13 protein-coding genes are annotated in these 15,849 nt (G+C 37.3%); 12 read left to right on the top strand and 1 reads right to left on the bottom strand.

Features of this window, described 5'->3' with window-relative positions:
* The first annotated feature begins 960 nt into the window (after positions 1 to 960).
* From porQ to HX004_RS11345, 4 genes are all read left to right on the top strand, one after another.
* Positions 961 to 1,983, top strand: coding sequence for a type IX secretion system protein PorQ (porQ, locus tag HX004_RS11330; protein WP_286442618.1), 1,023 nt, complete (start codon positions 961 to 963; stop codon positions 1,981 to 1,983).
* 17 nt (positions 1,984 to 2,000) lie between these two features.
* Positions 2,001 to 2,684: a (d)CMP kinase gene (gene cmk, locus HX004_RS11335; protein ID WP_286442619.1), complete on the top strand. Its 684-nt coding sequence runs from the start codon at positions 2,001 to 2,003 to the stop codon at positions 2,682 to 2,684.
* A 72-nt stretch (positions 2,685 to 2,756) separates the two neighbouring features.
* Complete coding sequence (locus HX004_RS11340) at positions 2,757 to 4,091, top strand: MFS transporter (protein WP_286442620.1); 1,335 nt, start codon at positions 2,757 to 2,759, stop codon at positions 4,089 to 4,091.
* Between the two features lie 96 nt (positions 4,092 to 4,187).
* A complete protein-coding gene (locus HX004_RS11345; protein ID WP_286442621.1) occupies positions 4,188 to 4,877 on the top strand; it encodes a CPBP family intramembrane glutamic endopeptidase in 690 nt (229 codons plus the stop codon).
* Positions 4,878 to 5,192: 315 nt separating this feature from the next.
* Here HX004_RS11345 and fumC read toward each other — a convergent pair whose 3' ends face one another.
* Positions 5,193 to 6,584: a class II fumarate hydratase gene (gene fumC / locus HX004_RS11350; protein WP_286442622.1), complete on the bottom strand. Its 1,392-nt coding sequence runs from the start codon at positions 6,582 to 6,584 to the stop codon at positions 5,193 to 5,195.
* Positions 6,585 to 6,727: 143 nt separating this feature from the next.
* Between fumC and HX004_RS11355 the strand changes: the two genes are divergently transcribed.
* The 8 genes from HX004_RS11355 (at position 6,728) to HX004_RS11390 (ending at position 15,846) form a co-directional block, all read left to right on the top strand.
* The gene (locus HX004_RS11355) at positions 6,728 to 6,904 is read left to right on the top strand and encodes a hypothetical protein (RefSeq protein ID WP_172462211.1); all 177 of its coding nucleotides are present in this window, start codon (positions 6,728 to 6,730) and stop codon (positions 6,902 to 6,904) included.
* Positions 6,905 to 7,360: 456 nt separating this feature from the next.
* Positions 7,361 to 10,198, top strand: a complete 2,838-nt coding sequence (locus HX004_RS11360; protein WP_286442723.1) for a TonB-dependent receptor — start codon at positions 7,361 to 7,363, stop codon at positions 10,196 to 10,198.
* 68 nt (positions 10,199 to 10,266) lie between these two features.
* Positions 10,267 to 11,265, top strand: coding sequence for a metallophosphoesterase (locus HX004_RS11365; RefSeq protein ID WP_286442623.1), 999 nt, complete (start codon positions 10,267 to 10,269; stop codon positions 11,263 to 11,265).
* The gene (locus HX004_RS11370; RefSeq protein ID WP_286442624.1) at positions 11,265 to 12,332 is read left to right on the top strand and encodes a phytase; all 1,068 of its coding nucleotides are present in this window, start codon (positions 11,265 to 11,267) and stop codon (positions 12,330 to 12,332) included. The genes HX004_RS11365 and HX004_RS11370 overlap by 1 nt, the downstream gene beginning before the upstream one ends.
* 193 nt (positions 12,333 to 12,525) lie before the next feature.
* Complete coding sequence (locus HX004_RS11375; RefSeq protein ID WP_286442625.1) at positions 12,526 to 13,398, top strand: SDR family oxidoreductase; 873 nt, start codon at positions 12,526 to 12,528, stop codon at positions 13,396 to 13,398.
* Positions 13,399 to 13,561: 163 nt separating this feature from the next.
* Positions 13,562 to 14,326 carry a ParA family protein gene (locus tag HX004_RS11380; protein WP_060872502.1) on the top strand — a complete coding sequence of 255 codons (765 nt, stop codon included), beginning with the start codon at positions 13,562 to 13,564 and terminating at the stop codon, positions 14,324 to 14,326.
* Positions 14,327 to 14,350: 24 nt separating this feature from the next.
* Positions 14,351 to 15,253 carry a ParB/RepB/Spo0J family partition protein gene (locus HX004_RS11385; protein WP_286442627.1) on the top strand — a complete coding sequence of 301 codons (903 nt, stop codon included), beginning with the start codon at positions 14,351 to 14,353 and terminating at the stop codon, positions 15,251 to 15,253.
* Between the two features lie 23 nt (positions 15,254 to 15,276).
* Entirely contained in the window at positions 15,277 to 15,846 is a 570-nt protein-coding gene (locus HX004_RS11390) for a DUF5683 domain-containing protein (protein WP_502888481.1), read from the top strand.
* Positions 15,847 to 15,849 lie beyond the last annotated feature (3 nt).

Consider the following 15,849-nt stretch of genomic DNA (forward strand, 5'->3'; position numbering starts at 1 on the left):
AGAAGAAAGAAGAAAGAAGAAAGAAGAAAGAAGAAAGAAGAAAGAAGTGAATTCTCTACAAAGCACAAATCGTAGCGTAGCGAAAATCGAAACGTCGTGAAAATCGAAACGCAGTGAAGATTCATCGAACACCAAAACCAATATAAACTCTGTGAGATATATTCATCGAACACCAAAACCAATATAAGCTCTGTGAGATATATTCATCGATTACCAATAAAAAATATAAACTAAATGAGATAAACCTCACTAGAAAGGTAAAGTTGTTTTTCTGCTTTTTTGGTTTTTTGCTTTTTTGTGAAATTGTAAATTCCCTACAAAGTACAAATCTCACAAAGCACAAACTTCACAAAGCACAAATCGTAGCGTAGCGAAAATCGAAACGAAGTGCAAATCGAAACGTCGTGAAAATCGAAACGCAGTGAAAATCGAAACGTCGTGAAAATCGAAACGCAGTGAAGATTCATCGAACACCAAAACCAATATAAACTCTGTGAGATATATTCATCGAACACCAAAACCAATATAAACTCTGTGAGATATATTCATCGAACACCAAAACCAATATAAACTCTATGAGATATATTCATCGATTACCAATATAAAATATAAACTAAATGAGATAAACCTCACTAGAAAGGTAAAGTTGTTTTTCTGCTTTTTTGCTTTTTTGTGAAATTGTAAATTCCCTACAAAGAGCAAACCTCACAAAGCACAAATCGTAGCGTAGATTCATCGAATACAAAAATAAAATCGAAACGAAGTGAAAATCGAAACGCAGTGAAGATTCATCGAACACCAAAACCAATATAAACTCTGTGAGATATATTCATCGAATACCAAAACAAAATATAAACCTAATGAGATAAATATTAACCAATGAGATAAACCTCACAAAGCACAAACTTTTACAATTGTTTTTGAAAATGTAATATATTAGCAACATAATACAAACATCGAATGAAGTATTCAATTGTATGGATTTGTTTCATTGCCTTCTACTTACTATCGCCTGATGCGTATAGTCAAGTTGGCGCAGACTATACCTATCAGTTTTTGAATTTACCCTCTTCTCCTAGGCAGGCAGCTTTAGGAGGAAAAAACTATGCCTTTACGGAGCAAGTGAGTCAAGCGTTTTGGAATCCAGCGGTCATTAATGAAACCATGGACAATCAATTGGATTTGAACTTTAGTAAAGCCTATGGTGTAGCCAATTATGGTTCTTTAGGCTATTCGAAAACGTTTCGTTCGAAGCGAAATCTCTTTGTTGGGGTGAATTTTATCAACTATGGAGATATGGAAGGATACGATGAATTCGGAAGTTATACAGGTAGTTTTAAGGGAAATGAGGTGGCTTTAACCCTGGGATCTTCCTATCAAATCGAACAATCGGATTGGTATGTAGGGGCGAATGTCAAGTTTGTATTCTCTTCAATGGAGTCCTATCAGTCAATTGGAGCAGCCATTGACCTGGGTGTGCTATATAAAGATGAAATTGGGCAGTGGGATTTTGGTCTAACTGTCAGAAACTTAGGGGCTCAATTGCAGACCTACGCAGATTATCGAGAAAAATTACCATTAGATGTCGCAATTTCGCTTTCAAAAGAATTAGAAAATGTACCTTTGCGTTGGCACATTACAATAGATAATTTACAACAATGGGATTTGTCCTTTTCAAACCCTAATAGGGGAACTACGTCTATAGACGAAGAATTCAAAGAAGAAAAGGTCGGTTTTTTTAATAATGCACTACGGCATTTCATTGTTGGAGTAGAACTTTTTCCTCGAAAGAAGTTCCAACTGCGTTTGGGATATAACTTCCGAAAAGGAGAAGAATTGCGAATTGTTGACAATAGACATTTCGCAGGAATCACTGCGGGCGTTGGGTTGCAACTCAAGCGCTTTAAATTCGACTATTCTTATGCACGCCAAACCTCAGCAGCAAACACGAGTATGTTTGGTGTTCGTATTGATATGAATTAATTGTAAATTTTTCAAATTTGAAAAAGATAACTATAGCGATTGACGGTTTTTCCTCTACGGGGAAAAGTACGTTAGCCAAAGCACTGGCCAAGTCATTGGGATATATCTATATTGATACAGGTGCTATGTATCGCGCCGTGACACTTTTTGCCATGCGCAAGGGTTTAATCTCGTCTAAGTCTTTTGATGAAGCACGATTGATTGAGCTGTTGGATACTTTTGATGTACACTTTGAATACAACGTATCTAAAGGGTATGCCGATATCTACTTGAACCAAGAGAATGTGGAAGAACTGATTCGCACCCTGGAAGTGTCTCAATTTGTTAGTCAAATTGCAGCAGTTTCGGAAGTGAGAAAAAAATTAGTAGAACAACAGCAAATCCTCGGCAAAGCAAAAGGCGTAGTCATGGATGGACGTGATATTGGAACTGTAGTTTTCCCCGATGCGGAATTGAAAATTTTTATGACCGCTTCTCCAGAAATTCGCGCAGAAAGACGCTTTAAAGAACTGCAAGAAAAGAACAGTGCAGTGGTATATGAAGAGGTGTTCCGCAATGTAGTGGAGCGCGACCAAATCGATACTTCTCGCAAAGATTCCCCTTTAGTGAAAGCGGATGACGCCATTGAAATCGATAACTCAAACTTGTCTAGAGAAGAACAATTCGATTTAATCCTGAAATTAGTAAAAGAAAGAATTTAATATGATCCATGAAAAAACGCGCATGGGACATACGCATGCGGTTTATTTCAATACACTACACACGATATTATTATGAATGTAAAATTGAAACTAACGTTTATGAACTTCCTCGAATTTGCTGTTTGGGGAGCGTATCTAACGTCAATGGGAAACTATTTAGGATCTATTGGATTAGGGCCTAAAATCGGTTCGTTTTATGCCATGCAGGGGATTGTGTCTATATTTATGCCCGCTATTATGGGGATTGTGGCAGATCGATGGATTCCTGTTCAACGTTTATTGGGAATTAACCATTTGTTAGCTGCACTCTTTATGTTTGCAACAGGGTATTATGGTTATGTGTCAGGAGAAAATGTAGATTTTACTACCATTTTTACCCTATACACCATTAGTGTGGCTTTCTTTATGCCAACGATTGCCTTGTCTAATTCTACAGCTTATACCGTATTAAAGCAAAATCAATTGGATGTTATCAAGGCCTTTCCGCCCATTCGTACGTTTGGAACGATTGGTTTTATCATCGCCATGTTATTTGTGAATTTTTTCGGTTATACGGATGGATCCCTAGGATTCAACTTTAGTAGTAGCCCTGATTTTATTAGTTTTCAACAAGATTACCACCAGTTTTATGTCTCTGGATTTTTAGGAGTTATTCTGTTTTTATACAGCTTTGCTTTACCAAATTGTCCTGTGAATAAATCGAGTGAGAAGCGCAGTTTAGCAGATGCCTTTGGTTTAAAAGCGTTTGCTTTATTCAAGCAAAAGAAAATGGCGATTTTCTTTATTTTCTCCATGTTATTGGGGGTATCGCTACAAATTACCAATGGATATGCGAATCCTTTTATTACGACATTTAAGAAGATTCCTGAATATGCAGGTACTTGGGGAGCAAGTAATGCCAACGCATTGATCTCGCTTTCTCAAATCTCAGAAACCTTGTGTATTTTGTTGATTCCTTTCTTCTTGAAGCGCTTTGGAATTAAAGTGGTGATGTTGATGTCGATGATTGCGTGGGTATTGCGATTTGGATTATTCGGATTAGGAGATCCTGGAAATGGCGTGTGGATGTTTATCTTATCGATGATTGTTTATGGAATCGCTTTCGACTTCTTCAACGTATCTGGATCTTTATATGTAGATAACGAAACAAGTGAGGATATCCGTTCTTCTGCTCAAGGGGTATTCATGATGATGACCAACGGATTTGGTGCCACCATCGGAATGTTCTTAGCACAAGCGGTCGTGAATCACTATGTATACAGTCAAGAAGATTTAGTTTTACAAGTAGAAGGATGGAGACATTCGTGGATCATCTTCGCCTTGTTCTCTTTGGTTGTGACGATTTTATTTGCGATTGTCTTCAAATACAAACACAAACCGGAGGATGTAGAACATCTTTCGCATTAATATAAAAGCAGCAAGAAATTGCTGCTTTTTTGTTTAGTAGTCCCTAGTTTGAAGTATAATTTTTTAATTTTAGCAACACGATGTTAGCCTTAGTTTATGAGATATTTATTATTACTACTTTATTTGTTTGTTTTTTTTGTAATATGTGAATATATAGAAGACAAACTACCATTTGCAATACGGCTTATTGACGTCTTAAATATACTGATTGTGCTAGTTTTCATGTACTTTAGTAAAGAAAAAGTACAGGACTGGAAGAAAGGGCAACCTATTGTGCACTATATTTTTGTCATTGTATTTGGTCTGAGTTTTTCTTTTCTAAATGGGATTATTTATTTAGACAGAGAATGGATGATGGATGGAGTTGAGGTGTACAATGGATTTTCAGCGTTTACTCTTCTTAGAATTGTAGTATTGAGTCCAATTTTAGAAGAATTGTTATACAGGAAATATTGGTATACGTTTTTGGGGCAAGAGGGAAGATATAAAATTTGGAATATTATACTAATCTCTTTCGTTTTTTCCTTAACTCACTGGTATAGTGAAACACCTTTGATTTGGCCTTTTATCGCCAGTTTATTTTTGTTTTGGATTTATAGCCGAACTAAAAATATTCTTTTGTGTATTGTGTGTCATGTATTTGTAAATATAGGACTGTTTATAATTCCTTCTTTACTTACACCAAAGTTTGAAAGAATAACCGAGATTGTTACAGTTCTTATTTTCTTATGTAGTGTTCTTTTATTTAATAAAATATTGAAAAAGAAAGAAGTAACTCTGAGATAAGCAGTAGAGATTCTATCGAAAGGCTCTATTTAATTAGAGTATTTACTTCTATAAGATGTTTTTAGAAATAGATTCAGAATAAGTTACTGAATTGAAATGAAAAAAGCAGTAACATATAATGTGTTACTGCTTTTTTGTTTTTGAATAATTTCTTACAACAGAAAATTCAACCGTAAACAGGTTATCGGTTATCGGTTAACAGTTAGCAGTGAATTTTCTGATTAAAGGATATATACCTTTTAATCGATAATCTTGCAAAAAAACAACTTACAAAAAAGCAAATCTAAAGGTTAACCGTTAACTGATAACCGTTAACTAATTCCCAATCATCTTCTTCGGATCTACCCAAAGATCAAAATCTTCTGGCGTTACATAGCCCAAACGAACAGCCTCTTCTTTTAAGGTTGTACCATTGGCATGAGCTGTTTGTGCAATTTCAGCGGCTTTGTAATAACCGATTTTTGTATTTAGAGCCGTAACTAACATTAAAGAGTTATCTACCAATTCTTGAATGCGTTTGTGGTTGGGTTCAATTCCTTGTGCACAATGTTCATCAAAAGAAACACAAGCATCCCCAATTAATTTAGCCGATTGAATAAAGTTAGCTGCCATAACAGGTTTGAATACATTCAATTCATATTGACCTTGGGTACCGCTGAATGAAATCGTAACATCATTCCCTAACACTTGAGCAGCTACCATCGTTAATGCCTCACATTGGGTTGGATTTACTTTTCCAGGCATAATAGAAGATCCTGGTTCATTTGCAGGGATAATAATCTCTCCAATTCCTGAGCGAGGTCCAGAAGCTAGCATGCGGATGTCATTGGCAATTTTATATAGTGAAACCGCTAGTTGCTTCAGCGCACCATGCGTTTCTACAATCGCATCATGAGCGGCTAAAGCTTCAAATTTATTTGGAGCCGTAACAAAAGGCAGCTTTGTAAAATCAGCAATGTGTTTGGCAACGACCACGTCGTAATTTACAGGTGTGTTTAATCCCGTTCCTACAGCCGTTCCGCCCAATGCCAATTCCGCTAAGTGAGGTAACGTATTTTGTAGTGCCTTTAAGCCATGTTCCAATTGAGCAACATAACCCGAAATTTCTTGCCCTAAAGTTAAAGGTGTCGCATCCATTAAGTGGGTACGTCCAATTTTCACCACGTCTTTGTATTCTTTTGCTTTTGCTGCTAACGTATTTTTTAGTTGAGTAACCCCGGGAATCGTCGATTCAATTACGGCTTTATACGCTGCAATATGCATAGCCGTAGGGTAGGTGTCATTGGAAGATTGTGATTTGTTGACATCATCATTGGCTTTCAATACCGGTTCTCCTTCTCCAATTTCAAAACCAGCTAGTACTTGAGCGCGATTGGCAATCACCTCATTGACGTTCATATTGGATTGTGTACCTGAACCCGTTTGCCAAATAACTAAAGGAAACTGATCATCTAGTTTTCCCGCAATAATCTCATCACACACTCGTGCAATCGCATCTCGTTTCTCTTGACTCAATACGTTTAAATCAAAATTGGCATAAGCAGCAGCCTTTTTTAAATAAGCAAAAGCCTCAATAATTTCATGAGGCATCGATGCTTCGGGTCCAATCTTAAAATTATTTCTCGAACGCTCTGTTTGTGCACCCCAATATTTGTCTTTGGGTACTTGTACTTCCCCAAGGGTGTCTTTTTCTATTCTATAGTCCATGATGTGATTTGTATTTAAAATTACCTTAAAGGTACTGAATTATTTAGTTTGATTCTAAAGAAGGGATAAAATAAAATAAGAGGTATTGTCAAATCGAGAAAAGGATGTATATTTGGGACGTATACAAAAAAATCCGGAATAAAATGTTTGAATTTCAACAGTATTTAGGTTTCATCGTTGCCATGACCGTTATTACAATGGCGTTTTGGCTTTTGATATTCTTAATTGGTTTCGCTTGCTACTGGGCAACTGGAGGCGCAATGGAGTTATTAAAAGAGAAGAAAGCTAAAAAACAGCAGTTAGAAGAAAGTCAAATGTAGAATTTGATTTTACGAAATAAAAGAGGTCATGCGATGCATGGCCTCTTTTTTTTGTTTATAGGGTCGGTGAGTTGCTTGTTGTTTGTTGAGTGATGGGAAGATTATCGCTTAAAAAAAGAATACCTCTTTATTCCTATAAATCTAGTTTACCTTCGTAGTTCACCCATTAGAAGTGCATAAAAGATAGTTTTTTACGGATCACAGTTATCCTTTGTTAAGGGTAAGTTTTGGGTGTGTTCGTGATACATCCCAAAGGAACTACGTCTAATCCTACTACAACCCACAACGAACAACCCACAACAAACATCTCTCTCCCACCACTCAATAACATTCCCTTAAAAAGACCACCTATTCCTTAACATAACAATCAAAACAGAAACACAATCATAACGATATAGAAACACTCTTTCGTAGGGGTAGGGCTAAGTTTGCCTAAACCTATTCAATAGTATTATGATGAAAATAAAGTACTTATTATTCTTTTTTACCTTTTGTTTAGCTTGGACCTTACAAGCGCAGAACGCAGACAAAAAACACGGGATTGTATCCGGACGAGTGATTGATGCAACAGATAAAAGTTCACTTCCAGGAGCAGCCGTAGTATTAAATAAAGGAAAACAATACACCATTAGCAATACCAATGGGTATTTTGAGTTCCTAAATATACCTGTGGGACAATATACCTTATCTGTTAGTTATATCGGATATGCACCTATCGAACAAGAGGTAGAAGTGACGGCAGGACAAAATACAGTCATCAATCTCAGCTTATCAACAGACGTTCAAACCTTAGAGGGCATTGTCATTATAGGAGATCGTCTAAAAGGACAAGCCAAAGCGTTGAATCAACAGAAGAACAATGCCAACGTAACCAATGTGATTTCAGCCGATCAAGTGGGGCGTTTTCCCGATTCTAATGTGGGAGATGCCTTAAAACGCGTACCGGGGATCACCATGCAAAATGACCAAGGAGAAGCGCGTAATATCGTAATTAGAGGATTGGCGTCAGGCTTAAACTCTGTAACCTTAAATGGAGACCGTATTCCTTCTGCTGAAGGAGATAACCGAAATGTACAAATGGATTTAATTCCTTCGGATATGATTTCATCTATCGAAGTAAATAAAACCTTAACCCCAGATATGGATGCCGATGCTATTGGAGGATCGGTTGATTTGATTACTCGTGCTTCTCCTTATGGAGAGCGTATTTCTGCAACTGTGGCGGGAGGATATAATCCCATTCGCGAGAAAGGGAATTACATCGGAAGTTTTGTGTATGGGAACCGCTTCTTGGATTCTAAATTAGGGATGATCTTTAGTGGATCGTACAACAGCAATAACTTTGGCTCTGACAACGTAGAGGCTGTATGGAACCAAGATGATCACGGAAATGTATACATCGGTCAATACGATATCAGAAAGTATGACGTACAACGTGTGAGACGTAGTTTTTCGGGAGCGTTTGATTATAAAATTAATGAGAACCATACGATTTATGCCAGTGCAATGTACAACTGGAGAGATGACAGAGAAAATAGATACCGCACGCGTTATAGAGGAATTACGCCTGAATATGATTCGGAAAACAACATTATCGGTTATAAAGGAGATATTCGAAGAGAAACAAAAGGCGGAATCGATAATAGCCGCAATAAGAATGCGCGTTTAGAAGATCAACGTGTACAAAATTACGCTTTGAGTGGAGAGCATTTGTGGTCGAGTAATTTAGATATGGATTGGTCGGTAAACTATGCTCGTGCTTCAGAAGATAGACCAGGAGAGCGCTATTTGGATTTTCAAAATAAGAAAGTAGCGATGGTAGAGGATTTATCCAATGGAGATTTTCCTTTAATCACTGCTGCAAAAGATACCCCAGATAATTTTAGTTTTAGAAAATTAACGGAAAACCACAACTTTACGAAAGACAGTGAATTTGGAGCAAAATTAAACTTTAGAATCCCTTTCTCTGTGATTGAAGATCAAAAAGGACGTTTGCGCTTTGGAGGACGTTTGCGTCTAAAAGACAAGAAACGCGATAATATGTTCTATGAATACACGCCTATTGCGCCCAACGCAATCGGTAAGTTAGCTGAGGTGCCAAACAATTTCTACGACGGAAAAGACTTTCAAGCAGGAAGCAAATACGTTCCAGGGTATTTTGCATCGAAGCAATATTTAGGAGGATTGGATGTAAATAATGCTGCATTATTTGAAAAAGAAGCCAAACCAGAAGAATATTTGGCGTTGAATTACAAAGCCAAAGAGAAAATCTACGCAGGTTATATCCGTTGGGATCAAGATTTCAATGAAAACTTATCCATGATCGTTGGAGCTCGTGTAGAGCATACGAGTATTGATTATACAGGAAATCACATTGTAGATGAAAGTGATTTAGTTGGAGAGGTGAACAATACGAACAGTTATACCAATTTAATGCCGAGTTTGACGTTTAAATATCAAACGGATACGGATTGGATTTATAGAGCCGCTTTTACCACGGCTTTAGCAAGACCGGATTATTATGCTTTAGCTCCTTATATCAGCGTGGTTTCTCAAGACAACGCCATTGCTGCAGGTAATCCTGATTTAAAAGCAACCTATGCCTATAACTTTGATTTAATGGCAGAAAAATACTTCCAATCGGTGGGGATGTTCTCTGCAGGGGTATTTTACAAAAATTTGAATGACTTTATTTACACCTATCGATCAGATTCATTCAATCAGGATAATTTCAATGCGGCTTTCCCAGATCAAGTAAACCCAATTAAAGCGGGTGAAAACTGGAAGTTTACCCAACAACGCAATGGAGATCAAGTCAATCTATTTGGGGTTGAGGTGGCATTTCAACGACAATTGGATTTCATTCCAGGTAAATTCTTCAAAGGATTGGGAATTTATGTGAACTATACCTATACGCATTCAGAAGCAAAGGGAATTACCAATGCCGATGGAGAGGTTAGAAAAAATATGGAATTACCAGGGTCAGCTCCTCATATGTTTAACGGATCTTTATCTTGGGAAAATGAACGCTTCTCTGCGCGTATTTCCTTAAACTATGCTTCGGATTATTTAGATGCTTTAGGAGGAAACAGCTTTGAAGATATGTATTACGACAAACAATTGTTTTTAGATGCCAATGCGTCTTATAAAATTACATCCTATTTGCGCGTATTCGCCGAAGCGAATAACTTAACAAATCAACCATTGAGATATTACCAAGGGGTGAGTAATCGCGTGATGCAAATGGAATACTACCAACCTAAGTTTACCTTGGGTGTTAAATTTGATTTATAAGATAAACCATACACAAGAAAATTACAGCCAATCGTACTATTGGTTGTAATTTTTTTCATTCACAACACATGAAAAAAATACTATATACTTTAGTTTTACTTAGTTTCGCTGGATTAACTCAAGCGCAAACGCCTTTTGAACACGAAAAAAGCACAGGGTACTCCGGACAAAATATCCCTGCGCTAAAATACCAAGAAGACAGTTTTAATTTTTTAGTTTTAGGTGATTTTGGTCGAGTAGGAGATTACTATCAAAAAGAAGTAGCTCGAGAAATGGGCAATGCCATGGTGGTTCTCGATGGAGAATTTGTCGTGTCAGTTGGGGATAATTTTTATCCCAATGGGGTGGCAAGCACACAAGATTATCATTGGATTTCCTCTTTTGAACAAGTGTATACCAATCCTTCCTTGTATGCTGATTGGTATGTAGCTTTGGGAAATCACGATTATTTAGGCAATGTGCAAGCACAAGTGGATTATTCTAAAATAAGTAGGCGTTGGAATATGCCCGATCGCTATTACAGCAAAACCTTTAAATTAGACAATGGAAAAAAGCTGTTGTTGGTGGTAATGGATACGAATCCGTTTATTGCTAGTTATCAAAAAAGTGGGAAGTATAGCGACTTAAGAGAGCAGGATACAGCCAAACAGTTGCAGTGGTTGGAAGAAACACTAGGACAAACTGATGAAGATATCCAATGGAAGATTGTCGTAGGACACCATCCGATGTACAGTGGGGGAAAGCGAAAAGTCAATAAAGATACCCAAGGATTCGAGCAGCAATTTGCTGATTTCTTTGATCGCCATAAAGTAGATGCTTATATCTGTGGACATGAACACGATTTGCAAATCATCAAACCCAAAAATAGATATACGACTCAATTCTTATCAGGGGCAGCGAGTGAAGTTCGGGCAACAGGAACCATGGAACACACGATTTTTACTGCAGCTGAACCTGGATTTATGACTTTTTCTATTCTGAATAACACGTTGACGGTTCAGGTGGTAAAAGCCCATACAGAAAAGGCAGACGTACTCTATACGCATATCATTCAAAAGAAAAAATAATGAAAAATAAAGCAATATACTTCTTATTTAGCTTGGCTTTGTTGACCAGCTGCAAAGATAAATTAGCCCCCGTATCACCTGATGCAATCCAACCCATTGTCGTAACAGAACAAACGGTTTTTGATACGGATGATCCTGCGATTTGGATCAATAAAAAAGAGGCGTCTAAAAGCTTGGTTATTGGAACGGATAAAGAGAATGGCGGTGGACTCTACGCTTATGATTTAAACGGAAAGATTGTTCATAAATTCGTCGATATGGCCCGTCCGAATAATGTGGATATCGCCTATGATTTTCCCTATCAAAATCAAAAGATTGACGTGGCTGTGGTAACAGAGCGAAATGCCAATGCGATTCGCATTTTTAAATTGCCTGAATTAACCCCGATCGACGGAGGGGGATTGAAAGTGTTTGAAGGAGAAACAACAGAAGAGTATAATGAACCGATGGGGATTGCTTTGTATGAAGGAAAAGAAGGAGGGACAACGGTATTTTATGCGATTGTAGGGCGAAAAAACGGACCTGCTGAGGATTATTTGTGGCAATATGCCTATGAAACTCGTGCAGATGGAAAGGTAGAGTTACAGCTGGTGAGAAAATTTGGAGCCTACAGCGGAAAGAAAGAAATTGAAGCAATTGCGGTGGACCAGGAATTGGGGTATGTATACTATTCTGATGAGGTGGCAGGGGTACGTAAGTATTATGCTGATCCTGCAAAGGGAGATCGAGAATTGGCCTTCTTTGCGCAATCAGATGCTAAACGCGATCATGAGGGGATTGCGATTTACAAAAAGGATGCAACAACAGGATATTTGGTGGTATCCAATCAACAAGACAATTCAATATTGATTTACCCTAGAGAAGGAGAAGCGAGCAATCCACATGAACATCGATTAATTACAACGATTCCCGTATCAGCCATTGAATGCGACGGATTGGAAATCACATCCCGTGAACTTGATCCTCGTTTTCCTCAAGGTATGCTAGTGATGATGAGCAACGGCAAAGTATTTCATTATTACGATTGGGCGATGATTCAAGAAAAAATAGATCAAGCAAAAAAATAAAGAATTTCAACATAAAAAAGACATCTCTTGGGATGTCTTTTTTTATGGTAGGAGAGGGTGAGACGTTGAGGCGATCAGAATTTCTCACCACCTCACCCTCTCACCCTCTTTAAAATAAAGTTTTTCAATCGAGAGGAAAGAAAATCAACTTCCTTTTTCGTATCTTTAAGAATTATCAAAAAGAAAAAACACTATGAGTTATACGGAAAAAATGTTGCCGTCAACGGCATTAAAAGATAAAGTAGTTATTGTTACAGGAGGAGGAAGTGGTTTGGGAAGATCCATGTCGGCTTACTTCATGGAAATTGGAGCTAAAGTAGTGATTACTTCTCGCGACTTAGATAAATTACAACAAACGGCGAAAGAGTTAGAAGAACAAACTGGAGGCGAATGTTTTCCGGTGAGTTGTGATGTGAGACATTATGAGCAAGTAGAACAGATGTTACAAGCTGTATTGGATAAATGGGGAAAAGTAGATGTATTACTCAACAATGCAGCGGGTAATTTTATTTCACCTACAGAGCGATTGTCGTCGAATGCGTTTGATACCATTGTAGATATCGTATTAAAAGGAACGAAAAACTGTACGCTGGTTTTAGGGAAGCATTGGATTGAGCAAAAGCAACGCAATACGGTTGTTTTGAATATTACGACAACTTATGCTTGGACAGGTTCGGCTTATGTGGTTCCTTCAGCTGTGGCAAAAGCGGGAGTCTTAGCTATGACGAGAAGCTTGGCGGTAGAATGGGCCAAATATGGCATGCGTTTCAATGCTATTGCACCTGGACCTTTTCCAACAAAAGGAGCTTGGGATCGCTTATTACCGGGAGATTTAAAAGAAAAATTTGACCTGACAAAGAAGATTCCACTGCGCAGAGTAGGAGAACATCAAGAACTAGCCAATTTAGCTGCTTATCTGATTTCTGACTTTTCAAGCTATATCAATGGAGAGGTAATTACCATTGACGGAGGGGAATGGCTACAAGGAGCTGGAGAGTTTAATATGTTAGATCAAATTCCAGAAGCGATGTGGGATCAGTTAGAAGCAAGTGTACGCAAGAAATAAAGTGACAAATAAAATAAGTTAAAAAAAAGGGTATTCTTTTGGATAATAAGAGATTACCCTTTTTTTAATTCAAGGTTCTCAATTGAGAATGTTAATAAAATAGATTTTATATACAGATAATTAATTGTATTTTTACCACTCAAAAATTTTTGATACGAAAAAAATGGGGAAAATTATAGCTGTAGCAAATCAGAAGGGGGGAGTAGGTAAAACTACGACTTCTGTTAATTTAGCTGCTTCATTAGGAGCACTAGAAAAAAAGGTATTGTTAATTGATGCCGATCCTCAGGCGAATGCTACTTCTGGTTTAGGAGTAGATGTAGAAGCTGTTGAAATAGGAACCTATGAAGTTCTAGAACACAGTTGTACTCCTGCTGAAGCTGTAGTTGATTGCACAGCCCCCAATGTATATTTAATTCCAGCTCATATTGATTTAGTTGCGATTGAAATCGAACTAGTTGATAAGAAAAATAGGGAATATATGCTAAAAGAAGCTTTACAGTCAATTAAAGATAAATATGATTACATCATTATTGATTGTGCGCCTTCTTTGGGATTATTGACATTAAATGCATTAACTGCGGCTGATTCAGTGATTATTCCAATTCAGTGTGAATACTTCGCCTTAGAAGGATTAGGGAAATTGTTGAATACAATTAAAAGTGTGCAACGCATTCACAATCCTAAACTAGATATTGAAGGACTATTATTGACGATGTATGATTCGCGTCTGCGTTTGTCCAATCAAGTAGTAGAGGAAGTGCAAAAACACTTCAATGACATGGTTTTTGACACCATTATTCAACGTAATGTGAAATTAAGTGAAGCACCGAGTTTTGGTGAAAGTATTATAAATTACGATGCAACAAGTAAAGGTGCTACAAATTATATTAATTTAGCGGAGGAAATAGTAAAAAAGAATCACTAAAAAATAGGAGAGGAAAGATAAACTATGGCAAAAGCAATAAAAAAACAAGCTTTAGGAAGAGGATTGTCAGCGCTATTAAAGGATCCTGATAACGATATTAAATCGATTGATGATACCAATGCAGACAAAGTTGTAGGGAATATCATTGAATTGGATTTAGAAGCAATTGAGATTAATCCATTTCAGCCTCGTACCAATTTTAATGAAGAATCCCTTCAAGAATTAGCGAGTAGTATTCGCGAGTTAGGGGTGATTCAACCGATTACGGTTCGAAAAATTGACTTTAATAAATATCAGTTAATTTCAGGGGAAAGAAGGTTAAGAGCTTCTAAAATTGCTGGCTTATCCACGATTCCTGCTTATATTCGCATCGCAAACGACAATGATTCGCTTGTTATGGCTTTGGTTGAAAATATCCAACGCCACGATTTAGATCCAATCGAGATTGCTATGTCTTATCAACGTTTGATGGAGGAAATTAGCTTGACACAGGAGCAAGTAAGTGATCGTGTAGGTAAAAAGAGATCTACTATTGCTAACTATTTGCGTTTGTTGAGGTTAGATCCAATCATTCAAACAGGGATTCGAGATGGTTTTATTACGATGGGACACGGAAGAGCCATCATTACCATTGAGGACTTAGACGTACAAACGGATATTTACCATAAAATTATAGCCGAAAATTTATCTGTTCGCGAAACGGAAGCCTTAGTTAAAAATTATCAAGAGGGGGATAAGGAACAAGCCAAGGTAAAAGCTCAACCTAAACCTCAACCTGTTGTACCAGAAACGTATAGACAGTCATTTGGCAAGTTCTTTGGTGCAAAAGTCGATATTAAGGCAAGCCATAGCGGAAAAGGAAAAATTACGATTCCTTTTTACTCAGAAGAAGATTTAGAGCGTATTATCAAACTTTTAGACAAGTAGTGAGAAGTAAATTTTTATTGATAATGATTTTCAGTATGCTTTTTCAAGTGACAAGTTTTGCACAAGAAGAAGCAATTGAAAAAGAGAGTAAAAAAGAAAAGAGAAAGAAAGAGGCTGCGTATAAACCTCTTGATCCTGTTGCACCCTCTCGTGCCGCATTCTATACTACAATCGTTCCTGGTTTGGGACAGATTTACAACAAGAAATATTGGAAGGTTCCTCTAGTGTATGCGGGAATTGGAATTCCGGTTTACTTTTGGGCAGATAACCAACGCAATTACGATCGTTATCGCAACGAGTATAAAAATAGATTGCAAGGAAAAGTAGATCAAACCGATGAAACCCTTGCGGGATTAGATGATCAGCGTTTACTTGATGGGCAAAATTTCTACCGAAAAAACAGAGATTTATCTGTTGTTATTGCAGTGGGATTCTATGTGTTGAGTATTGTTGATGCTAACGTAGATGCGCATTTGATGCAATTCAATGTCAATGAAAACTTGACCATTAAACCCGTAATTGAATTTGATCAAAAGGGATTGCTTCAACAGCAACAATACCAATACGCGATTAATGTACAATATCGCTTTTAATCC

This window comes from Myroides sp. 1354 (assembly GCF_030324495.1).
GTDB lineage: Bacteria > Bacteroidota > Bacteroidia > Flavobacteriales > Flavobacteriaceae > Flavobacterium.

Coding starts and splice junctions, on each gene's coding strand:
- porQ (WP_286442618.1), top strand. CDS start 961: ATGAAGTATTCAATTGTATGGATTTGTTTCATTGCCTTCTACTTACTA.
- HX004_RS11340 (WP_286442620.1), top strand. CDS start 2,757: ATGAATGTAAAATTGAAACTAACGTTTATGAACTTCCTCGAATTTGCT.
- HX004_RS11345 (WP_286442621.1), top strand. CDS start 4,188: ATGAGATATTTATTATTACTACTTTATTTGTTTGTTTTTTTTGTAATA.
- fumC (WP_286442622.1), bottom strand. CDS start 6,584: ATGGACTATAGAATAGAAAAAGACACCCTTGGGGAAGTACAAGTACCC.
- HX004_RS11355 (WP_172462211.1), top strand. CDS start 6,728: ATGTTTGAATTTCAACAGTATTTAGGTTTCATCGTTGCCATGACCGTT.
- HX004_RS11360 (WP_286442723.1), top strand. CDS start 7,361: ATGAAAATAAAGTACTTATTATTCTTTTTTACCTTTTGTTTAGCTTGG.
- HX004_RS11365 (WP_286442623.1), top strand. CDS start 10,267: ATGAAAAAAATACTATATACTTTAGTTTTACTTAGTTTCGCTGGATTA.
- HX004_RS11370 (WP_286442624.1), top strand. CDS start 11,265: ATGAAAAATAAAGCAATATACTTCTTATTTAGCTTGGCTTTGTTGACC.
- HX004_RS11375 (WP_286442625.1), top strand. CDS start 12,526: ATGAGTTATACGGAAAAAATGTTGCCGTCAACGGCATTAAAAGATAAA.
- HX004_RS11380 (WP_060872502.1), top strand. CDS start 13,562: ATGGGGAAAATTATAGCTGTAGCAAATCAGAAGGGGGGAGTAGGTAAA.
- HX004_RS11385 (WP_286442627.1), top strand. CDS start 14,351: ATGGCAAAAGCAATAAAAAAACAAGCTTTAGGAAGAGGATTGTCAGCG.
- HX004_RS11390 (WP_502888481.1), top strand. CDS start 15,277: ATGATTTTCAGTATGCTTTTTCAAGTGACAAGTTTTGCACAAGAAGAA.